The sequence below is a fragment of the Streptomyces sp. NPDC002701 genome, assembly GCF_042889045.1.
Taxonomy (GTDB): Bacteria; Actinomycetota; Actinomycetes; order Streptomycetales; family Streptomycetaceae; genus Streptomyces.
This window is the reverse complement of sequence record NZ_JBIAQL010000003.1, coordinates 806,564-827,930: the sequence shown is the minus strand read 5'-3', so window position 1 is coordinate 827,930 and position 21,367 is coordinate 806,564. Positions and strand designations below refer to the sequence as shown.

At 71.9% G+C, this 21,367-nt stretch carries 19 protein-coding genes; 7 read left to right on the top strand and 12 right to left on the bottom strand.

Annotated elements, in window-relative coordinates:
• Nucleotides 1-303 precede the first annotated feature (303 nt).
• Nucleotides 304-813: a MarR family winged helix-turn-helix transcriptional regulator gene (locus ACFYXC_RS12060; RefSeq protein ID WP_388919032.1), complete on the bottom strand. Its 510-nt coding sequence runs from the start codon at nucleotides 811-813 to the stop codon at nucleotides 304-306.
• Nucleotides 814-953: 140 nt separating this feature from the next.
• Here ACFYXC_RS12060 and ACFYXC_RS12055 point away from each other — a divergent pair, with 140 nt between their 5' ends.
• The gene (locus ACFYXC_RS12055) at nucleotides 954-1,715 is read left to right on the top strand and encodes a dioxygenase (protein WP_389550050.1); all 762 of its coding nucleotides are present in this window, start codon (nucleotides 954-956) and stop codon (nucleotides 1,713-1,715) included.
• 93 nt (nucleotides 1,716-1,808) lie between these two features.
• On the opposite strand, the gene ACFYXC_RS12050 is transcribed toward ACFYXC_RS12055, so the two are convergent.
• Nucleotides 1,809-2,327 carry a GNAT family N-acetyltransferase gene (locus ACFYXC_RS12050; RefSeq protein WP_389549804.1) on the bottom strand — a complete coding sequence of 173 codons (519 nt, stop codon included), beginning with the start codon at nucleotides 2,325-2,327 and terminating at the stop codon, nucleotides 1,809-1,811.
• 181 nt (nucleotides 2,328-2,508) lie between these two features.
• Here ACFYXC_RS12050 and ACFYXC_RS12045 point away from each other — a divergent pair, with 181 nt between their 5' ends.
• On the top strand, nucleotides 2,509-3,507 hold the full coding sequence (locus ACFYXC_RS12045; protein WP_388919026.1) for an RNA polymerase sigma factor RpoD/SigA: 999 nt from the start codon (nucleotides 2,509-2,511) through the stop codon (nucleotides 3,505-3,507).
• A 996-nt stretch (nucleotides 3,508-4,503) separates the two neighbouring features.
• On the opposite strand, the gene ACFYXC_RS12040 is transcribed toward ACFYXC_RS12045, so the two are convergent.
• Entirely contained in the window at nucleotides 4,504-5,469 is a 966-nt protein-coding gene (locus ACFYXC_RS12040) for a helix-turn-helix transcriptional regulator (RefSeq protein WP_389549801.1), read from the bottom strand.
• A 130-nt stretch (nucleotides 5,470-5,599) separates the two neighbouring features.
• Here ACFYXC_RS12040 and ACFYXC_RS12035 point away from each other — a divergent pair, with 130 nt between their 5' ends.
• The 4 genes from ACFYXC_RS12035 to ACFYXC_RS12020 all read left to right on the top strand — a co-directional run bounded on the left by ACFYXC_RS12035 (nucleotide 5,600) and on the right by ACFYXC_RS12020 (nucleotide 11,533).
• Nucleotides 5,600-7,159: an MFS transporter gene (locus ACFYXC_RS12035; RefSeq protein ID WP_389549799.1), complete on the top strand. Its 1,560-nt coding sequence runs from the start codon at nucleotides 5,600-5,602 to the stop codon at nucleotides 7,157-7,159.
• A gap of 223 nt (nucleotides 7,160-7,382) precedes the next feature.
• A complete protein-coding gene (locus ACFYXC_RS12030; protein WP_388919017.1) occupies nucleotides 7,383-8,144 on the top strand; it encodes a DeoR/GlpR family DNA-binding transcription regulator in 762 nt (253 codons plus the stop codon).
• 103 nt (nucleotides 8,145-8,247) lie between these two features.
• Nucleotides 8,248-9,195, top strand: coding sequence for a 1-phosphofructokinase (gene pfkB, locus ACFYXC_RS12025; RefSeq protein ID WP_389549795.1), 948 nt, complete (start codon nucleotides 8,248-8,250; stop codon nucleotides 9,193-9,195).
• 148 nt (nucleotides 9,196-9,343) lie between these two features.
• The gene (locus ACFYXC_RS12020) at nucleotides 9,344-11,533 is read left to right on the top strand and encodes a fructose-specific PTS transporter subunit EIIC (RefSeq protein WP_389549792.1); all 2,190 of its coding nucleotides are present in this window, start codon (nucleotides 9,344-9,346) and stop codon (nucleotides 11,531-11,533) included.
• Between the two features lie 229 nt (nucleotides 11,534-11,762).
• Here ACFYXC_RS12020 and ACFYXC_RS12015 read toward each other — a convergent pair whose 3' ends face one another.
• From ACFYXC_RS12015 to ACFYXC_RS12005, 3 genes are all read right to left on the bottom strand, one after another.
• Entirely contained in the window at nucleotides 11,763-12,509 is a 747-nt protein-coding gene (locus ACFYXC_RS12015; RefSeq protein WP_389549789.1) for a DUF6227 family protein, read from the bottom strand.
• 157 nt (nucleotides 12,510-12,666) lie between these two features.
• Entirely contained in the window at nucleotides 12,667-13,884 is a 1,218-nt protein-coding gene (locus ACFYXC_RS12010; RefSeq protein WP_389549785.1) for an Ig-like domain-containing protein, read from the bottom strand.
• A gap of 194 nt (nucleotides 13,885-14,078) precedes the next feature.
• Nucleotides 14,079-15,107 (bottom strand): P1 family peptidase, encoded by a 1,029-nt coding sequence (locus ACFYXC_RS12005; RefSeq protein ID WP_389549783.1) that lies wholly within the window; start codon nucleotides 15,105-15,107, stop codon nucleotides 14,079-14,081.
• Nucleotides 15,108-15,185: 78 nt separating this feature from the next.
• On the opposite strand from ACFYXC_RS12005, the gene ACFYXC_RS12000 reads away from it, so the two are divergent.
• Entirely contained in the window at nucleotides 15,186-15,371 is a 186-nt protein-coding gene (locus ACFYXC_RS12000; protein ID WP_389549780.1) for a hypothetical protein, read from the top strand.
• A 42-nt stretch (nucleotides 15,372-15,413) separates the two neighbouring features.
• On the opposite strand, the gene mscL is transcribed toward ACFYXC_RS12000, so the two are convergent.
• From mscL to ACFYXC_RS11970, 6 genes are all read right to left on the bottom strand, one after another.
• Nucleotides 15,414-15,914 carry a large conductance mechanosensitive channel protein MscL gene (mscL, locus tag ACFYXC_RS11995; protein ID WP_389549777.1) on the bottom strand — a complete coding sequence of 167 codons (501 nt, stop codon included), beginning with the start codon at nucleotides 15,912-15,914 and terminating at the stop codon, nucleotides 15,414-15,416.
• A gap of 33 nt (nucleotides 15,915-15,947) precedes the next feature.
• Nucleotides 15,948-16,541 (bottom strand): hypothetical protein, encoded by a 594-nt coding sequence (locus ACFYXC_RS11990; RefSeq protein ID WP_389549774.1) that lies wholly within the window; start codon nucleotides 16,539-16,541, stop codon nucleotides 15,948-15,950.
• 140 nt (nucleotides 16,542-16,681) lie between these two features.
• A complete protein-coding gene (locus tag ACFYXC_RS11985; protein WP_389549772.1) occupies nucleotides 16,682-17,524 on the bottom strand; it encodes an S-methyl-5'-thioadenosine phosphorylase in 843 nt (280 codons plus the stop codon).
• A 97-nt stretch (nucleotides 17,525-17,621) separates the two neighbouring features.
• Nucleotides 17,622-17,972, bottom strand: a complete 351-nt coding sequence (locus ACFYXC_RS11980) for an FmdB family zinc ribbon protein (RefSeq protein ID WP_389549770.1) — start codon at nucleotides 17,970-17,972, stop codon at nucleotides 17,622-17,624.
• 68 nt (nucleotides 17,973-18,040) lie between these two features.
• Nucleotides 18,041-19,357, bottom strand: a complete 1,317-nt coding sequence (locus ACFYXC_RS11975) for an MFS transporter (RefSeq protein WP_389549767.1) — start codon at nucleotides 19,355-19,357, stop codon at nucleotides 18,041-18,043.
• 317 nt (nucleotides 19,358-19,674) lie between these two features.
• Nucleotides 19,675-21,180, bottom strand: coding sequence for a potassium/proton antiporter (locus tag ACFYXC_RS11970; protein ID WP_389550047.1), 1,506 nt, complete (start codon nucleotides 21,178-21,180; stop codon nucleotides 19,675-19,677).
• Nucleotides 21,181-21,367: the final 187 nt, after the last annotated feature.

Genomic DNA, 21,367 nt, shown 5'->3' with positions numbered 1-21,367 from the left:
AGATCCATGCGATGTCTCTGCCGAGGGCTGCGGGTGCGTGGTGGCTGGTCGCGCAGTTCCTCGCGCCCCTTGGGGGGTGGGGTTGGTTGTCGGGGTTTGGCTGCGGGCCGGTGGTGGCTGGTCGCGCAGTTCCCCGCGCCCCTGCGGGGGCTGGGCTGGGTGTGCCCCGTCAGGGGCGCGGGGAACGGCGCGACCAGCCACGTCCGGGCTGCGGACGGCCAGCGACCCCATGCCCGGCGGAGCCGACCCGCGGAGCCGACCCGCGGAGCCGACCCGCGGAGCCGACCGGCGGAGGCGGTCGGACTAGCGGAGCCAGGGCAGGTCCGCCCCCGTGCCCTCCGGCTGAAGCCCCTCCGCGATGAGCCGCATCGCCTCCCCCAGCGCCTTCTGCTGCTCGGGCGAGAGGCGGTCGAACAGCGCCTGACGAACCGCGGCCACGTGTCCGGGAGCGACCCGCTCCAACACCCCGTACCCCTCGTCCGTCAGGACGGCGAACTGCCCCCGCTTGTCCGACGGACAGTCCTCCCGCCGCACCCACCCGTTCTTCTCCAGCCGCGCGATCGCGTGGGACAGCCGGGACCGCGTGATCTTCGCCTTCATCGCCAGCTCGGTCATCCGCAGCCGCCGGCCCGGAGCCTCGACCAACTGCACGAGCAGCCCGTAATAGATGTGGGGCATGCCCGCGTCACGCTGCAACTGTCGGTCGAGATGGTCCTCGAGAAGCGTGGTCGCGTGCATGAACGCACGCCAGGTGCGCTGTTCCTCGTCACTGAGCCAGCGCGGCTCGTCAGCCGATGCGGATGCGGTGTTCATACACCTACTGTACGAGGCCCTTCTTGAATCTTAAACAAGTAAGCGGTACGCTCCGCCTCAAAAGCTTGATACTTCAAGCAGTAGGAGAGGGAGCCGCAGCCATGACCGCAGCCACCGAGGAACACCCCGCCGCGGAGCGCATGCCCGCCCTCTACCTCTCGCACGGCGCCCCGCCCCTGGCCGACGACCCGGTCTGGCCCGGCCAGCTCGCCGCCTGGTCCGCCGGCCTCCCGCGCCCCAAGGCGATCCTGATGGTCTCCGCGCACTGGGAGGAGGCCCCGCTCGCCCTCGGCGCCACCACGCCCGTCCCGCTGGTGTACGACTTCTGGGGCTTCCCCGAGCACTACTACAAGGTGCGGTACGACGCCCCGGGCGCCCCCGCCCTCGCCGAGTCCGTCCGCAAGCTGCTGCGCGCCCCCGGTACGCCGGTCCAGGACATCCCGGACCGCGGCCTCGACCACGGCGCGTACGTCCCGCTCGTGGAGATGTTCCCGGACGCCGACATCCCGGTCCTGCAGGTCTCCATGCCCACCCTGGACCCCGCCCGCCTCATGGACATCGGCCGCAAGCTGGCGCCCCTGCGCGACGAGGGCGTGCTCATCGTGGGTTCCGGCTTCTTCACCCACAACCTGGCGGCGCTCCGGCAGGGCGGCGTTCCCGGCTGGTCGGCCGAGTTCGACGCCTGGGGCCGGCAGGCCCTCGACTCCGCGGACGTGGACGGCCTCCTCGACTTCCTCCGGAAGTCCCCGGCCGGGCAGCTGGCCCACCCGCGCACCGAGCACTTCGCCCCGCTGTTCGTCACCATGGGCGCGGCGGACGCCGCCGGTGACCTGGCCGACCAGCGCTCCGTGATCGACGGCTTCTGGCTGGGCCTGGCCAAGCGGTCGGTCCAGTTCGGCTAGCCACACCCCGCGCAGGCCCCGCACCCCGAGCAGGCCCTGCCCTGCCAACACGGTTGTGCCCGCTCCGCCCGCCGTGGCCTAGCCCACCCGCCCTCAGAGTTCCTTCTCGTACCACGCCACATCCCAGTACCGCCCGAACTTCCGGCCCACCTCCCGATACGTGCCGACGTACCGGAAGCCGAACCGCTCGTGCAGCCGCGCCGACGCCTCGTTGGGCTGCGCGATCCCCGCGTACGCCCGGTGCAGGTCCTCGCCCGCGAGCGCCTCGAACAGGGCTCGGTAGAGAAGCGTGCCGACACCCCGGCCGCCCGCGTCCGGGGCGAGGTAGACCGTCACCTCCACCGACGTCCCGTACGCGGGCTTCGGCCGGAACGCGCTCGAGGTGGCGTACCCCAGAATCCGCTGTGCGTCCCCCTCCACGGCAACCATCAGCCGGTGCGGGCCGTCTTCAGGGTGAGAGAGCAGCCAGGGGCGGCGCTCCTCCGGCGTGAAGGCCACGGTGTCGAACGTGATCGGCGTCTCACGTACGTAGTGGTTGTAGATGTCCGTGAGGGCGTCGAGGTCACCCGCGACTCCTGGCCTGACCTGCACCTCTGTGCGTTCCGCTGGCACCGCGCCTCCTTTTGGGGCGGCACAGGGTACTGCAAGATCAGAAAAATCGAGGATCGGGTGGGGAATTCTGTCCGGATTCCAGTCGTTGTTTCCATCGGATGCAGGGCACTCGGGAGAGTGTCCGAGCCACCACAGCCACCACTACCAGTACCCGCAAGCCCACCATCGCAAGGGAGCACGCATGGCAACCCGTGCCGTCGCCCGTCGTAAGTCCGCCTCCGGCGAGACCGACGCGGCACGCAGTGTTCGCGTCGTAGGCGGCGAGATCGCCGACCGCGACCTGGTCGGCATGTATCTCGACGAGATCGCGCGTACGCCACTGCTCGACGCCGCCAAGGAGGTCGAGCTGTCCCAGACCATCGAGGCCGGTGTGTACGCGCGACAGCTCCTGGACGGTGAGGCCACCGAGACGAAGGTGCGGGCCTCCCGCGAGGAGCTGGAAGCGCTGGTCGCCGCCGCCGAGCGGGCCAAGGACGTCTTCATCCGCTCGAACCTCCGCCTGGTCGTCGCGGTCGCGCGACGCTACCCGCGCAGCGGCCTGCCCCTGCTGGACCTGATCCAGGAGGGCAACGCCGGCCTGGTCCGCGCGGTCGAGAAGTTCGACTACCGCAAGGGCTTCAAGTTCTCGACGTACGCGACCTGGTGGATCCGTCAGGCCATCACCCGGTCCATCGCCGACCAGTCCCGCACCATCCGGCTCCCCGTCCACCTGGTGGAGGAGCTGGGCCGGATCCGCCGAGTGCAGCGCGAGTTCAACCGCGAGCACGGCCGCGACCCGGAGCCCGCGGAGATCGCCGCGGAGCTGGGGTCCAACCCGGAGCGCGTCGTCGACGTGCTCGACTGGGCCCGCGACCCGGTCTCGCTGAACATGGCGGTGGACGACGAGGGCGACACCCAGTTCGGTGACCTGCTGGAGGACACCTCCGCCGTCTCCCCCGAGCAGTCCGTGATGACGCTGCTGCGCAGCGAGGAGCTGGACGACCTGATCGGCCGCCTCGACCAGCGCACGGCCTCGATCATCAAGATGCGGTACGGGATCGAGGACGGCCGCGAGCGCACGCTGACGGAGGTCGGCAAGGAGCACGGCCTCACCCGTGAGCGCATCCGCCAGATCGAGAAGCACGCCCTGATGGAACTGAAGAAGCTGGCCCGCTCCACGGGCTTCGACGCCGCGGCGTAGGCGTAGGCCCTTCGGGCGGCCCTGCCCGGCCCGAGGGCGCCGGTTCGTCCGGCGCCGGGCCGGGGACCGGGGGCCGGGGATCGGGGGCCGGGCCAGAGCCGTTGGATGCGGAGCGGGGTCGGCGGCCCCGCCGCCGTGGTGCCGCCCCGGCCGACGGACAGGCGCCGCCCCGGCCGACGGACGGCCGACGAAAGGCGGACAGCGCGGGCGACGGACAGCCCGGGCGACGGACTGCGGACGCCTCGGACGGCGGACGGCTCGGGCGGCGGATAGAGGATGGCCCTGGCGACCGGGCCCGTGGGGTGACAGCGCTCGCCGCGCCGGTGCCTGCAAAGCCCTCCGCGCCGGTGCCCGCGACGCCGACCGCGCCGCGACGCCCGACGCGAAGGGGACCGCCCTCGCCACAGCCCTCGCCACGCCCGGCCGCGTCGACGCCCACCTCGCCGATCGGGTGAGAGAAACTCGTGCTCGCCGAGAGGATTGGGTTCGCGTTCCGGGGGCAGGCGACCCTACCGCGGTCCCCGCTGACGGGTGGAGCGCCGGTCGAGCCGTACGGCTTTGGCTGGTCAACGCTCATCGGGTCGCACAGAAGTCCGTTTACAGTCGCTTCAAGAGAGCGGTCCCGGGGCACAAAACTCCAGGGCCCCCAAAGCCGAGTCCCGACGCACTCCCCCCGGTGCCGGGACTCTTCCAGAGCCGAGCTCCGGCGCCTCCCCCCCCTGGCGCCGGGGCTCGGCTGTATCCGGGGGCGCGCATCCGGGGGGCGCGCGAGGCCGTACAGGAGTGCACGCCGGGCGTCCGTCGTCGGTCCGGGCACGAGAGCTGGGCCACCCCGAACCTGAACCCCGGGGTGACCCAGGTGGCACATTGTGTCACGCGGGCACATCCTGCCGATCAGTGCACCGCCACCGCCACCGCCACCGTCACCGTCACCGACGCCCTCGTCGACAATCCCGCCGATGCCCCCGCCGACGCCCCCGCCTACACCTCGCCCCCTCAGCCCCCGGCGGCCCGGCTCAGCCGGCCTCCCAGGTCCCGTACGCAGCGGACGAGTTCCGGGGGCCCGTGCACGGTGAACTCGCAGTCCGCCATCGCGAGCCGCACCGCCATCCACTCCACCGCGTCACCGGTCGAGGCACGCAACCGGCACCGCTGGTCGTCCACCGGTTCGGGCGTCCCCAGCCACGCGGGCAGCCGCGCCGCGATGAAGTCCGCGGGCGCGAGGAACGTCACGTCGAACTCGTACGTCTCCTGCCGCCGGTACATCGACTGCCGCAGATACTCGGCCGCGTCCCCCGTCGGCAGCTCACGCGGGGTGAAGCGGGCCCCGGTGGCGAAAGGGTCGGACACCCGGTCGACACGGAACGTCCGCCAGTCCTCGCGGCCGAGGTCGTACGCGACGAGGTACCAGCGCCGCCCCGTCGACACCAGCCGGTACGGCTCGGTCTGCCGCCGGCTGTCCGCCCCGTCCTTAGCGCGGTACGCGAACCGCAGCCGCTCCCGCCCCGCGATCGTCGAGGCCATCACGGTCAGCGTCTCGGGCGCGATGCTCGCGCCGTCGCCCGTCGTCAGGGGAGTGGTGGCGGCCTGCAGGGTGGCGACACGATGGCGGAGACGGCTGGGCAGGACCTGTTCGAGTTTGGCCAGCGCCCGGACCGAGGCTTCGTCGACCCCCTCGACGGCGTGCCCCGCACCGGCCCGCAGACCCACCGCGATCGCCACCGCCTCCTCGTCGTCGAGGACCAACGGCGGCATGGCCTTCCCCGCGACCAGCCGATAGCCGCCGTCCGTCCCCTTGGTCGCCTGCACGGGATAGCCCAGCTCCCGCAACCGGTCGACATCCCGCCGCACGGTCCGCCGCGACACCCCGAGCCGGTCCGAGAGCTCCCCGCCGGGCCACTCCCGCGGAGTCTGAAGAAGGGACAACAACTGAAGCAGCCGCGCCGGAGTGTCCGTACTCATGGGGCCTCCCTGAGGTGAAACCGCGCCCGGAGGAGCGGGGAACCGCGCAATCTCTCTGTCTTCGTCACTGCTCCGAGGATGCCGCAGAACTAGGACATGAACTGACCTACATCCCTCCTACCTTCACGACATGACCTCTTCAAGCGGCACACTCGCAAGCCCTCGGCCGGAGGCGGACCGCCGACGCTGGTACGCGCTGGCCATCGTCATGACCGCGGCCTTCATGGACCTGGTCGACGTCACGATCGTCAACATCGCGATCCCGTCGATCCAGCGGGAGGCCGGTGCGTCCTTCAGCCAGATCCAATGGATCACGGCGGGCTACGCGCTCGCCTTCGCCGCGGGTCTGATCACCGGCGGGCGGCTCGGAGACATCCACGGACGCAAGCGCCTCTTCCTCATCGGCATCGGAGGCTTCACCCTCGCGTCCGCGCTCTGCGGCTTCGCCGTGAACCCGGACATGCTGGTCGCCTCCCGCATCCTCCAGGGCGCCATGGCCGCGCTGATGGTGCCGCAGGTCCTGTCGATCGTGCACGCCACGTTCCCCGCGCACGAACGCGGCAAGGTCTTCGGCCTGTTCGGCGCGATCGTCGGCCTGGGCGCGGTCTCCGGCCCCCTCTTCGGCGCCCTGCTCACCGAGTGGAACCTGTTCGGCCTGGAGTGGCGGCCGATCTTCCTCATCAACCTCCCGGTGGGCATCGCGGGCCTGCTCCTGGGCCGGAAGTTCATCACCGAGTCCAAGGCCCCGCGCGCCCTCAAGCTCGACCTGGTCGGCGTCGCGCTGGTCACCCTGGGTCTGCTGATGCTGCTCTACCCGCTCATCCGCGGCCGCGAGCTGGACTGGCCGACGTGGGGATTCGTGTCGATGGGCGGCTCCCTCGTCGTCTTCGCGGCGCTGGTGGCGTACGAGAAGAGGAAGGCGGCGCGCGACGGTTCCCCCCTCGTCGAGCTCTCGCTGTTCAAGGTCAAGAGCTTCGCCGCGGGTATCGCCGTACAGACCGTCTTCGGGATCGGCCTCGGCATCTTCTTCCTGGTCTGGACGCTCTACATGCAGACCGGTCTGGGCTGGAGCCCGCTCCGGGCGGGCCTGACGGGCGTGCCCTTCTCCATCGCGGTGTCGGTGGCGGCCGGCCTGTCGGTACAGAAACTGGTGCCGCGGTTCGGCCGCGCGGTGCTGCAGACGGGCGCGCTCACCATGGCCGCGGGCGTCCTGCTCTACATCTGGGAGTCGGAGCGCTACGGCCTGTCCATCGCCTCCTGGCAGATGGCCCTTCCGCTGGTCGTCATGGGTGTCGGCATGGGCCTGATCGTCGCCCCGCTGACCGACGCGATCCTCTCCGGCGTCCCGCGTGAGCACTCCGGCTCGGCGTCCGGCCTGATCAACACCGTCCAGCAGATGGGCAACGCCCTCGGCCTCGGCCTGGTCTCCGTCGTCTTCTTCGGCGCGATGTCCGACCGGCTGGCACCGCCGGAGGTGGGTCCCGCCTTCGTCGACGCCTTCCAGCAGGCGCTGCTCTGGGTCGCCGTGGTGATGACGGTCATCTTCCTCCTGATGTTCGCCCTCCCGAAGCGTCCCGCCCAGCACGTGGAAGGAGCCGACGCGGCGGACGCCACGCCTGACGCCGACACCGCCTCCGGGTCCGGCTCGGCGGCCTCCACCGAGGAGTCGGAGCGCGAACTCGTCGGCTGACCGCGAACTCGGCGGCTCGACCGCCAGTCGTCCGCTGACCGCCAGCTCGTCCCCTGACTACGAGCTCGTCCCCTGACTACGAGCTCGTCCGCTGACCGCGAGGGTCCGTGCCGCATGTCCGTTCATGCCCACCTCCGTGCCCGAACCTGTTTACTTTGCCGAAATGCAGGCGTAGCCTGCCGGTGAAACCACAGGTTCGGGCACAGAGCGGAGGCGAACGGGCATGTATGCACCTGAGCGACAGCAGGAGATCCTCCGGCTCGCACGTGACGGCGGACGGGTGGACGTGGTGTCACTGGCGGAGGAGTTCCAGGTCACCGCCGAGACCATCCGGCGGGACCTGAAAGCCCTCGACCGCGCGGGTCTGCTGCGCCGGGTCCACGGCGGCGCCATACCGGCCGGACGGCTCGACTTCGAGCCCGACCTCGCCGAACGCGAGAGCACCGCCGCGGACGAGAAGGACCGCATCGCCAAGGCGGCCCTCGCCGAACTGCCCGACCAGGGCACGATGATCCTCGACGCCGGCACGACCGTCGCCCGCCTCGCCGGAGCCCTCCCGCTGGAGGCGACGCTCACCGTCGTGACCCACAGCCTCCCCATCGCGGCCCGCCTCGCCGACCACCCCGGCATGCAGCTCCATCTCATCGGAGGCCGCGTCCGGCACCGTACGCGCGCGGCGGTCGACGCCTGGGCGCTGCGGGCGTACGGGGAGATCCGCGCGGACGTGGCCTTCCTCGCGGCGAACGGCTTCTCCGCCGAACACGGCCTGACCACCCCGGACCTCGCCGAGGCCGCCGTGAAACGCGCCGCCCTCGCCGCGGCCCGCCGCGTCGTGCTGCTCGCCGACTCGGCCAAGCACGGCCAGGAGCATTTCGCGCGCTTCGGCGGCCTCGACGAAGTGGACCTGTTGATCACCGACAGCGGGCTGAGCCCGCACGACGTCACCGCCATCGAGCGCGGCGGCACCGAGGTGCTGTGCGTGTAGCCGCCCGAGTGCTGTACGTCCAGCGGCCGAACCGCTGCGCGTGCGGCGACCGCAACGCCGCGTGTCCGGCGAAGAAGTGCCGTGTGGCCAGAAACGAGTGCGCATGATCCTCACCGTCACCCCGAACCCGTCCCTCGACCGCACGTACGAGGTCCCCTCGCTGGACCGCGGCGAGGTCATCCGGGCCACCGGCGAACGCATGGACCCGGGCGGCAAGGGCGTCAACGTCTCCCGGGCCGTCGCCGCGGCCGGCCGGCGCACCGTCGCCGTCCTCCCGCTCGGCGGCGCACCGGGCGCCCTCGTCGCCACACTGCTCGACGCGCAGGGCATCGAGGTCGCGCCGGTCCCGGTCGCCGGGGCGACCCGCTCGAACATCGCCCTCGCCGAAGCGGACGGCGTCCTCACGAAGATCAACGCACCCGGGCCCGAACTCACCGCCGCCGAGCAGGAGTCACTCCTGGAAACCGTGCGTGAGCAGTCCCGCGACGCCGACTGGATCGCCTGCTGCGGCAGCCTGCCCCGCGGCCTCGCACCCTCCTGGTACGCCGAACTGGTCGCCCGCGCCCACCGGGCAGGCACCCGGATCGCGCTGGACACCTCGGGACCGGCGCTGCTCGCGGCCCTGCGGGAACGGCCCGACGTCGTCAAGCCGAACGCCGAGGAACTCGCCGAGGCCGTCGGCCGCCCGCTCACCACGGTGGGCGACGCGGTCAAGGCCGCCGAAGAGCTCCGCGCGCTGGGCGCCCGGACCGTGCTGGCCTCCCTCGGCGCGGACGGCCAGCTCCTCGTCGGCGAGGAGGGCGCGTGGTTCGCGAGCGCACGCGTCGATACCGTACGCAGCAACGTGGGCGCCGGCGACTCCTCCCTCGCCGGCTTCCTCGTCGCCGGCGGCGGCGGACCCGGCGCGCTCGCTTCCGCCGTGGCCCACGGGGCGGCGGCCGTCCAGTTGCCGGGCAGCGTGATGCCGGGCCCGGCGAACCTCGATCCCTCCGCGGTGACGGTCACCGCGGACATCCCGGCCGACCGCGTACTGACGGAGCCGGCGTCATGAGAACCCACCGCCCGCCCACCGCCCTCGGTCGCGGCTCCCCCCGCCGCGAGCCCCGAGTTCCCACCCCCGTCCCCCCGTCTGTCCCCACGTCCGTCCCCACCCTCGCCCAGCACTGTCCCCGGGCGATACGCGTGCGAAGGAGCCCGCGATGAGCGAGATGATCACCGCGGACCTGGTCGATCTCGACCTGTCCGCCGATACGAAGGAAGCGGCGGCGCGTGCCCTCGCCGAGCGCATGGTGTCCCTGGGGCGGGTGACCGACCTGGACGGATTCCTCGCCGACGTGGCCGCCCGCGAGGCCCAGATGCCGACCGGCCTCGACGGCGGCATCGGCATCCCGCACTGCCGCAGCGAGCACGTCACCGAGCCGACCCTGGCCTTCGGACGCAGCCCCGCCGGCATCGACTTCGGCGCGCCGGACGGTCCCGCCGACCTGATCTTCCTGATCGCCGCCCCGGCCGGAGCGGACGACGCCCACCTCACCATCCTGTCGTCGCTGGCCCGGCAGCTGATGAACGCCCAGTTCACGTCCGCGCTGCGGTCGGTGGACGACGCGACGGCCGCGGCGGCCCTCATCCGCGGCGACGCGGCACCCGGGGCGGCCGGCACGCAGCCCGCGGAGGCCGCAGCGACCCCGGCGACCGAAACGCCATCTGCCCCGGAAGCTGGCCCCGCCCCTGTCTCTGCGGCGGCACCTGCCCCGGCGCCGCAGGTGCGGGACGACACCGCCACCGGCCCCGTAACTGGGTCCGAGACCGAGACCGAGGCCGGGTCCGGGTCCGAGGCCGGGAGTGCAGCGGCCGGGAGTGCGGCGCCCGCGAGCGCGGCGCCCGGGCGCCCGTTCCGGATCGTCGCCGTCACCTCCTGCCCCACCGGCATCGCGCACACCTACATGGCCGCCGAGTCGCTGGAGAACGCGGGCCGTGAGGCCGGCGACGTCGAGGTCGTCGTCGAGACGCAGGGCTCGGCCGGCTTCACCCGGCTCGACCCCGCCGTCATCGCCGCGGCGGACGGCGTGATCTTCGCGCACGACGTGCCCGTACGGGAGAAGGACCGGTTCGCAGGCAAGCCCACCGTGGACGTCGGTGTGAAGGCGGGCATCAGCAGGGCCGCCGAACTGATCGCGGACGTACGCGGCAGGGCGGAGCGCGGCGAGAGCACATCGGCCGCCCGCTCCGGCGGCACACCGGTCGACCGTGCGGGCGAACCCGAGGACGGCTACGGCACCAGACTCCGCAAGTGGCTGATGACCGGCGTGAGTTACATGGTCCCCTTCGTGGCCGCGGGCGGTCTGCTGATCGCACTCGGATTCGCCATCGGCGGTTACCGGATCTCTGACGCCAAGCCGGTCACCGAGGTGTTCGACTGGGGCCAGGTCGACAGCTGGGGTGCCCTGCTGTTCCAGATCGGCGGCGTCGCCTTCGGCTTCCTGATCCCGGTCCTCGCCGGCTACATCGCCTACGGGATGGCGGACCGGCCGGGCCTCGTACCGGGCTTCGTCGGCGGCATGATCTCCTACAACATCAACGCCGGTTTCCTCGGCGGCCTGGTCGCCGGTCTGCTGGCGGGCGCGGTGGTCCTCGCCATCCAGCGGGTCAGGATCCCGCCGGTGCTGCGCGGCATCATGCCGGTGGTCGTGATCCCGCTGCTCTCGTCGATCGTCGTCGGCTTCCTGATGCTGATCGTGATCGGCAAGCCCATCGCCGAGGCCCAGGACGCCATGACGGACTGGCTCGGCGGCCTCTCCGGCACGAACGCGGTCCTGCTCGGCGTCCTGCTCGGCCTGATGATGTGCTTCGACCTCGGCGGCCCGGTCAACAAGGTCGCGTACGCCTTCGCCACGGCCGGTATCGCCGTGCAGGACCCCAGCGACTCGGCGATGAAGATCATGGCGGCCGTGATGGCCGCGGGCATGGTCCCGCCGCTCGGCATGGCGCTGGCGACCACCCTCCGCAAGAAGCTCTTCACCCCGGCCGAGCAGGAGAACGGCAAGGCCGCCTGGGTTCTCGGCGCGTCCTTCATCACCGAGGGGGCCATCCCGTTCGCGGCCGCCGACCCACTGCGGGTCATCCCGGCATCGATGGCGGGCGGCGCGGTCACCGGCGCCCTGACCATGGCCTTCGGTTCGACCCTGCGCGCCCCGCACGGAGGTGTCTGGGTCACCTTCCTGATCGGCAAGCCGTTCCTCTACCTGCTGGCCATCCTGGTCGGCACGGCGGTCACGGCCGGCCTGGTCATCGTCCTGAAGGGCCTGCGCAAGCAGGTCCCCGACGGCGGCACGACGAAGGCGGCCGAACCCGGGACGGCCGCCCGGCGGAAGGACCCGGTCGCGGCGTAGGCGGCGCTCCGGTCAGGAGCGCACAGGGTGGTGGGGCGGGGCGCCCGCCCCCCCCCCCCCCCCCGCCCGCGGGGCCCCCCCCCCCCCCCCCCCCCCGCCCGCCGCCGCGCCCCCCGGGGCCCGGGCCGGGGGGGGGGGCGGGGGGGGCGCGGCGGGGCGCCGGGGCGGGGGGGGGGCCCGGGGCCGCCGCCCCGCCCCACCACCCTGTCCGTACGTCCCCCACCGGCGCTCACCGCAGGTTCGCGGCCCGTCGCTCCATGGCCTCCCGGGCGTCCTTCTCCGACGGATACACCTCGCACATGTGCCGCCCGTCCGGCGTGGCCGTGTGCTCGACCTCCCACAGGGAGAGCCTGCGGCCGTCCCCGAGCAGGAACGCGTGCTCGTAGAGCGAGAAGCACAGCCGGCCCCGGCCGGCCCGGCAGGGCGGGCCGAAAGCCTGGGTGATCTGGTGGGCGAACGCCGTGCGCAGCAGCGCGGCCACGTCCTCGCCCGGCCGGTCCGTGTTCTCGGCGCGGCGAAGTAATCGCCGGCCGTGGTCCGCCGAGTTGTCCAGGACATAGGCGTGCAACGGCTCGGGAAGGGGCGACAGCCGCACCCAGACCGGCAGTTCGAAGTCAGGGGCGTCCGAGGGCAGCGGCAGACGCACGGTCGCGGTACGCAGCTCCTCCTCGTCCTCGTAGACCTCGTGCTGCGTCTCGCGGCTCGGCGCGGTGTTGTGGACGAGCTCCCAGAGTGTGAGCGCGCTCCCATCGGCGAGCAGCCAGGTATGGCGGTACGTCTCGCGGTGCAGCCCCGCGCTGTGGTGCGCGGAGTGCAGTGAACTGTCGTGGGCCAGCGCCCGGTCGAGCCGCCGTATCGTGTCGTCCGCCAGCTCGAAGGAGTTCATGGCGCGACCGAGGAGTCGCGCGAGATGCTCCTCCGGAGACTCGGGCGACTCGGGTGGCTCGTACGCTGCCGTCTCGTACGGAACGCTCAAGGCTTCTCCCGGCGTTGCTGCATGTCACCTGGTGAGTGCATACCGTAGCCCCTCGGTCGGACATCATGTCCGGGAACCGAGAAAACGTACACACAGAAAACGCCGTGGCCGCGGGAGATGTTCCCCCGCGGCCCGATAAAACCTCAAAATCCTCTGGTCAGACGGCACTTCCGGCGGTCCAGGCACTCCATGCCATGTTCCAGCCGTTGAGCCCGTTGTCCGGCGCGACCGCCTTGTCGGGGGAGTTCTTCACCGTCACGACGTCCCCGACGAGTGAGTTGTCGAAGAACCACTTGCCGTTCGTGTCGCCCGCGGCGCCCCGCACGTCCGCGAGACCGACGCAGCCGTGGCTCGTGCCCTCCTTGCCGAACGGCGGATTGCCCTTGTTGTACCAGTAGTTGCCGTGGATGAACGTCCCAGAAGTCGTCAGCCGCATCGCGTTCGGCACGTCCTCGATGTCGTACTCGCCGCCGTGGCCGACCGTCGCCCCGTTCATCCGCGTCTGCCGGAACTTCTCGGAGATCACCATCCGGCCGTTGTACGTGCTGGTCTCCGCGCTGCCCGACGAGATCGGGATCGTCCTGACGGTCTTCCCGTCACGCACGACCTTCATCGTCTGCGTGGCGACATCGACCGTGGACACCTGGGAGCGCCCGACGGTGAAGGTGACGGTCCTGTCCTGCACCCCGTAGACGCCGTTCGCGCCCTCGACGCCGTCCAGGTCGATGTCCATCGTGACCTTGGAACCGGCCTTCCAGTACGTCTCGGGCCGGAAGTCCAGCCGCTGCGTGCCGAACCAGTGCCCGACCACCTTCTGTCCGCTGCTGGACCTGACCCGGATGTGCGACTGGACGGCCTTCTTGTCGCTGATCGCCTTGTCGAAGGTGAAGGACACCGGCATCCCGACGCCGACCTTCGTGCCGTCGTCCGGCGTGTACGTCCCGATGAAACTGTTCTCCGTGGACACGGTGGTGAACGTGGAATTGGCGGCGGCCGCCTTTCCGTCCCCGCCCTCGGCGGCGGCCGATATCCGGTACTTCGTCCCCCGCTCCAGCCGCTCCTCGGGCTTCCAGCTCTTCCCGTTCTCCGCGATCGACCCCGGTACGGACGCCCCCGTCGCCGACTCCGTCATCGCCACCTCGGTCAGCTTTCCGTCGCTGACCTTCACCCCGGTCGAGTTGATCGACGCCCCCGCCGAACCGTCCTTCGCGGAGATCACGATCCGCGGCCCCGAGGACTTGGGCCCACCGGCCTTGTCGTCGCTGCTGTTGTCGGCCTCGGCGTCCCCGCCGCACGCGGTGAGGGTCAGAGCGCCGACCATCAGGGCGGCACAGGCCACCAGCGTGCGCCTCGCTGTCGTGCCGGGCGTTGTCACGGGCTGCTCCAGGTTTCTCAGGAAGAGGGACGGTCTGTTCGGGTCCGTGCAGAAGATCCATGAACAAGGAGGCACACACGGACCCCCGGGGTTCCCTCCCCCCACCCCGAACCCCACGACGTGACAAACTCGGGACAATCCCCTCTGCCCCAGCCCCGCTTGCCCTCCCGGGGGCCCGCCCCCTTCCCCTGCCCCTACTCCCTCCCGTACAGCTCCCCGTGCGAGCGCCACACTCCTCCTGGGCCCTTTGCCGACTCGGCGGTGCGTACCGCTCGTACGATCGCGCGGGTCACCAGGTCCGCGCCTGCCGCGAGGATGTCGTTCAGCGCGAGGGGGTTGTCCGCGGGGAGTGGGCGCGTGTCCGTGGACAGCGCGAACACCGTGTCGCCGTCGTTGAGCAGGTGCACCGGCCGGACGGCGCGTGCGATGCCGTCGTGCGCCGTGCCCGCCAGCTTCTGGGCCTGTGCCTTCGACAGGGCGGCGTCGGTGGCGACCACCGCCAGCGTGGTGTTGAGCGGCGGAACGGTGTTCACGGCCGCGGCCTCGGCCAGCCGCGCCCGCGCCGCCGCGTGCACCTCCGCGGGCGGACAGCTCACCCGCCCCTCGACCAACTCCCCGTAGAGCGCCCCCTTCTCCGGCTCCAGCACCGACCCCGCCGCGTTGGCCACCACCAGGGCCGCCACCGTGACCCCCGACCCGAGAACGGCACTCGCCGTGCCGATCCCTCCCTTCATCATTCCGACGGCGGCCCCGGTCCCGGCGCCCACGGTCCCTTCCGCCACGGCCGCTCCCAGCTCGCTCGCGGCGGCGGCCTCCACCGCCTCCCGGCCCATCGCCGCGCCCGGCCGAGCCCGGAAATCGCCGCCCCGGCCCAGATCGAAGACGCAGGCCGCCGGCACGACGGGCACGACATGGCGTGGATCGGGACCGACCCGCACCCCGCGTCCCCGCTCCTCCAGCCAGGCCATCACCCCGGTCGCCGAGTCCAGCCCGTACGCGCTGCCGCCGGTCAGTACGAGCGCCTCGACCGTCCGCACCACATTGCGCGGATCGAGCGCGTCGGTCTCCTTGGTGCCGGGCCCGCCACCGCGCACGTCCACGGCCGCGACCGCGCCCCCCTCCGGCGCGAGGACGACTGTCGTGCCGGTGAGCCACCCGTCGCCGATCCGCGTGGCATGCCCCACGCGCAGCCCGGTCACATCCGTCAGAGCATCAACTGTCATGGCACAAGTCTCGGCCCCCGTACCACCCCGGTGCGGCACCGCGATCCCTGCCCCGCGCACGCCGCGTACCCTGGACGTATGAGTGACACGCCCGCCCCCGAACCGCGCGAACCGCGTGACCCCAAGGCCGCGCTGGTCTTCGACGACCCGCTGAGCCGTCCGTCCGCGGACGACACGGACCGCGGATGGGGCGAGCGGCCGACCGGCGACAGCGCCACGGACCTGGCCCGTTTCCTGGACGAGAAGCCGCCCCACCACATCTGACCCGGCACTCTCCGCGGCGCGGCCGTCCTGCTGCGCGATCCCTTACCGCTCGCCGTGCCCGGAGCCGCGCTGCGCCACCAGCTCGTCTCGGATCTGCTTCAGCACCTCCAGCTCGGTCACCTCGATCAGTTCCTGCGTGTTCTCCTTCAGCTTCTGCCGGGCCGCGTGCCGGGCGAGGTACTTGGACATCGGCAGCACCATCAGGAAGTAGACGACGGCCGCGGTGATCACGAAGGTGAGCGTCGCGCTGAGGACGGTGCCCCACATGATGGGGATACCGCTCGTCGCGGTACCCGTCGCCTGGTCGAAGGTGCAGGGGTCCCTCAGACACGAGCTGTACTTGTCGAGGTCCTTGGTGCCGAAGGCGCCGACCAGCGGATTGATCACGCCCTTCACCAGGGAGTTGACGATGTTGGTGAAGGCGGCACCGATGACCACCGCGACAGCCAGGTCGACGACGTTCCCGCGCATCAGGAACGCCTTGAAGCCGTCCCAGACGCTCGGCTCCTGCTTCTTCTCGCTCACCGAAGAGCCCTTTCTCATGTGCACAGATCGTGGAACGAACAGCTCCGCAACCTACGTCAAGGTCACCGCCAGCCGTGACGTCGCGCCTGCCCCGGCAAGCTGCGTCGCAGTCCTGCGCGGCACGGACAGAACGACCAGGCCACCCCCCTCGGCCACGCTGTCCGGGGACTCGGGAACCTCGGCCACCCGCGCACCACGCGCCACCACCCGTGCCCCGCCGCCCGCCGACGGCTGCGCCGCGACCACGTCGACCCGGTCCCCGGCGCTGAGCAGTCGCACGGTCGCGCCGTCGGCGATACGCACGGGCGCGCTCACCATCTCGACCGGCCGGGACCGCTCCCGCACGGCATCGACCACCGGACGAACCCCCGGCGGCGGCCCCGTGTCCCGCTCCGCCCCGTCCCGCGGCCCGGCCGCGACGAGCGCTGCCGCGGTCACGGCGAGACCGGCCGCCAGGGCCCGCCTCCGGTGCCGGACCAGCCGCCGCACCTGACACCACCCGCCCCGCACCCGCACCGGAGCGAAGTGCGGCACCTCGCACGCAGCAGGAACGTCCGTACCCGACGGACGCGAAAAGGAGGACAACTCCGACACGGCTACCACCACCAGGACTCGAAGATCGGCGTGCACCCAGCGTGCAGGCATCCGCCGATCCCCGCCGCGCCCCGTGGACAACCGCCCAGTTGTGGAAAACCCCGTCACCCGACAGGGGCCCACGCCCCGGCCTCCTGGCAGCCGAGACCGCACGGCCCAGACCCCCGCAGCACCACCCCACGCCGAACCCCCTACGGCAGCACGACCCCCGTATCCATCCCGCCCAGCGCCGAGGCACACGGACAGCTCCGCGCCCCACCCTCCGGCAACCCGGCCACCGCGTCGAACAGCACCCCGCGCAGCCGCCCCACGTTCGCCGCGAACACCTCCAGCACCTCTTCGTGGGAGACGCCCTCGCCGGCGGCGGCCCCCGCGTCGAGGTCGGTGACCAGCGTCATCGACGTGTAGCAGAGCTCCAGTTCACGGGCGAGCGCCGCCTCGGGATGCCCGGTCATGCCCACCACGGACCACCCCTGCGCCCGGTACCAGAGGGACTCCGCACGGGTGGAGAACCGCGGCCCCTCGATCACGACCAGCGTCCCGCCGTCCACCGCCTCCCAGTCCCGCCCCCGCGCCGCCGCGAGCGCGACCTCGCGCCCGGTGGGGCAGTAGGGATCGGCCAGCGACACGTGCACCACGTTCGGCGTGCTGCCGTCGCGCAGCGGCATCCCGTCGAAGTACGACTGCGCCCGGGACTGCGTACGGTCCACGAACTGGTCCGGCACGAGCAGCGTCCCGGGCCCGTACTCGGGTCGGAGCCCGCCCACCGCGCACGGCCCGAGCACCTGGCGCACACCGACGGACCGCAGCGCCCACAGGTTGGCCCGGTAGTTGATGCGGTGCGGCGGCAGATGGTGGCCGCGGCCGTGGCGGGGGAGGAAGGCGACCCGCCGCCCGGCGACCTCGCCGAGGAAGAGGGAGTCGCTGGGCGGCCCGTAGGGGGTGTCCACCTGGATCTCGGTCACGTCGTCGAGGAATGAGTAGAAGCCCGACCCGCCGATGACGCCGATCTCGACGTTCTCCGTGTTCGCCATGGACGGCACCCTAACCGGGCGGGAAAACGCCGAGGACCCCGCCGTCCGCGATGTCCGCGGTGACAGGGTCCCGTAAGGAGAGAGGCGCGAGAAGGCGTCAGGCGGCGTTGCTGCCGGAGGACGAACTCGAGGACGACGACTTCGCGTCGGAGGAACCCGACGAACTCGACGAACCGGACGACGCGGAGTCCGACGAGCCGGACGACTTCGCGTCGGACGACGAGCCCGAGGACTTCGACGACGCCGAGGCGGGGCTGCTGCTCGACGACGACCCGCGGCTGTCGTTGCGGTAGAAACCGCTGCCCTTGAAGACGATGCCTACGGCGGAGAACACCTTCTTCAGGCGGCCACTGCAGTTGGGGCACTCGGTCAGGGCGTCGTCGGTGAACTTCTGCACCGCCTCGAGGCCCTCGCCGCACTCGGTGCACTGGTACTGATAGGTCGGCACTTGTCTTCCTCCTGGCACTCTCACTCAGTGAGTGCTAACGACGGTCCATAGTGACGTATTCCTCGGGATCAGTCCACTGCCACCGGCACGCGGTGACCCACGCCACGTGCGACGGTCCGGCTCACGGGCGGTGGAGCCAGCCGCGAACGCAGGGCGACGAGGGTCGCCAGGGCGAGCAGGGTGCCGCCCATCGGCACGAGGAAACCGGCCCCGTCCCAGAAGCGGTCCTCCAGTTGCCCGGCGACCATCACGGCCGCCGCCTGACCCAGCGCGACCGCACCGGTCAGCCAGGTGAAGGCTTCCGTGCGGGCGCCCGCCGGCACCAGGCTCTCGACGATCGTGTAGCCGGTGATCAGGGCGGGCGCGATGCACACGCCGACGAGGAGACCGAGCCCTGCGAGGACGACCACGGACTGGGCCGCCCACAGTCCCGAGGCGGTCAGCGCGAGGGCCGCGTACCCGATGACGAGGCGGCGGCGCGGGGCCACCTTCCAGGCGATCGCGCCGCAGACGACGCCGGAGAGCATGTTGCCCGCGGCGAACGTCCCGTACAGGACACCGTTGAGGCCGGGTTCGCCGATGGACTCGCTGAACGCGGCGAGCGAGACCTGCATGCCGCCGAAGACGGCACCGATACCGAGGAAGGCCACGACCAGGACGCGTACGCCGGGGATGGACAGCGCGGAAGCGTGCCTCACGCGCGCGTGCCCGCCGCCGGCGGCGGCTTCCGTACCGGCGTCCGCCCCGACGGCCGGCTGCGTGCCGCGCTGGGCGGCGAACAGCAGACCGCCGACCAGGGTCAGCGCGGCTTCCGTGAGCAGCCCCGCGGCCGGGTCGACGGCGGTGCACAGGGCGGTCGCCAGGAGCGGTCCGAGGACGAAGGTCAGTTCGTCCGTTACGGACTCGAAGGCCGCCGCGGTCGTCATGAGCGGTGAGCCCTGGAGCTTGACGCCCCAGCGGGCCCGCACCATGGGTCCGACCTGCGGCACGGAGGCACCGGTCGGCACGGCGGCCGCGAACAGCGCCCACAGGGGCGCGTCCGCGAGTGCCAGCGCGGTCAGCGAGAGGCCCGCCAGCGCGTGCACGACCACACCGGGCAGCAGGACGGCCCGCTGGCCGTGCCGGTCGGCGAGGCGGCCGGTGTAGGGCGCGAACAGCGCCATGGCGACACCGGTCACGGCGGCGACGGCGCCGGCGGCCCCGTACGAGCCGGTGGTGTGCTGAACGAGCAGCACGATGGAGAGGGTCAGCATCGCGAACGGCTGGCGTGCGGCGAAGCCGGGGAGCAGGAACGTCCAGGCGCCGCGGGTACGCAGCAGCTGCCCGTAGCCCGGGCGGGGGGAGACCGGGTTCCCGGTGGTCTCCTGGGTGACCGTGGATGCCACGGCCGTGCCTTTCTGCCGCCTGGTAGCGCGGCCCCGTTCGTGGGGCGCGGGGCGCCGAGAGCTGTCCTCTTGCGCGGAACTGCGGTAGATACCGGGCCGCCCACTGAGAGGGGCGCCGCGGCCGCCATACGGTCGCGCCAGCACTGCGTCAGGCAGAGGTGGTTCGATCAGGTGTTCCTTGATGATACAGGGGTTGAGGAGGGCGCACCTGTGAAAACCAGCACCCTCCCGCTCGACGCCTTCGTTCTGGCGCCGGGACCCCCACCAGGCGCCCCGCCCCATCTCGCCCGGCCCCATCCCGCGCCGCCCCGGGGACTTCAGCCTCCGGTGCCGTTCCCGCCCGTCCCCAGCCACCCCGCGAGCTTGCCGCCCTGGCCCACCGCGCGCAGTCGTCGTTCGGCGGCGTCCCGGACCGGGTCCGTCGCGACGACGAGCAGCTCGTCGCCGCGCCGCAGCACGGTCGAGGGCAGCGGAACGAACGATTCGCCGCCGCGTACGACCAGGGTGACCGCGGCGCCCGCCGGCAGCCGCAGCTCGGCGACCTCGACGCCGTGCATCTTCGACCCGTCCGGGATCGCGACGGACAACAGGTGCCCGCGCAGCCGCTCCAGCGGCGCCGACTCGATCCCGAGGTCCGCGGTCTCCGAGGAGTTCGCCAGGCCGAGTCTGCGGGCCAGCCAGGGGAGTGTCGGGCCCTGGACGAGCGTGTAGACGACGACAAGGACGAAGACGATGTTGAAGATCCGACGGCTCTCCTCGATGCCGCTCACCATCGGGATCGTGGCCAGGATGATGGGCACGGCGCCGCGCAGCCCGGCCCAGGACATCAGGGCCTGCTCCTGCCAGGGCATCCGGAACGGCAGCAGGGCGACCACGACGCTCAGCGGTCGCGCCACCATGGTGAGCACCAGGCCGATGACGAGCGCCGGCCAGATGTCGTCGCCCATCTCGTGCGGGGTGACCAGCAGCCCGAGCAGCACGAACATGCCGATCTGGGCGATCCAGCCGAGCCCGTCGGCGAAGCCGCGGGTGGCGGGCCAGTGCGGCAGCTTCGCGTTGCCCAGCACCATCGCCGCCAGATAGACGGCGAGGAAGCCGCTGCCGTGGGCGAGCGCCCCGGCCGCGTACGCCGTGACCGCGATGGCCATCACCGCGATCGGGTAGAGGCCGGAGGCGGGAAGCGCCACGTGCCGCAGCCCGAACGCCCCCAGGAAGCCCACCGCGAGCCCGATGGCCGCCCCGATGCTCAGCTCCAGTGCTATCTCGGCGAACAGGTGGTACCAGTGGTCGACCGGCCCCGCCGTGGAGAACGCGACGACGAGGATGACGACCGGGGCGTCGTTGAAGCCCGACTCTGCCTCCAGGATGCCCGTCACCCGCGAGGGGAGGGGCACCTTCCTGAGCACCGAGAAGACCGCCGCCGCGTCCGTCGAGGACACCACCGCGCCGATGATCAGTGCCTGGCGCCACTCCAGTCCGATCAGGTGGTGGGCCGCGGTCGCGGTGACGCCGACGCTGACCGAGACGCCGACGACGGCCAGCGAGGAGGCGGCCGGCAGTCCCGGCCTGATCTCTTTCCACTTCGTGCCCAGACCGCCCTCGGCGAGGATCACGACGAGGGCCGCGTACCCGATGACCTGGGTCAGTTCGGCGTTGTCGAAGTGGACGTCGCCGATGCCGTCCTGGCCCATGGCGACGCCGATGCCCAGGTAGACGAGCAGGCTGGGGAGCCCGCTGCGCGAGGAGATCCGAACCGCTGCCACCGCGACGAGCAGAACGAGCGAGCAGACGAGCAAGAGCTGGTTGAGGTGGTGGACAGTCAGCGGCTCTGTTCCCTTCTCGCCGTTCCTGGTGGATGCGTTCGACCGGCCGGATCACCGGTACCTGCCGGGCCGCGGGGCCGGTCCGGCCGCTCAGGTCGCCGTACAGGTTCGACTGCGACCGTTTTCCACTGTTTCGCTGGCCCGACTACTTCGTTACCTTACCTAACTCTTGACGCTTTCTTGACGT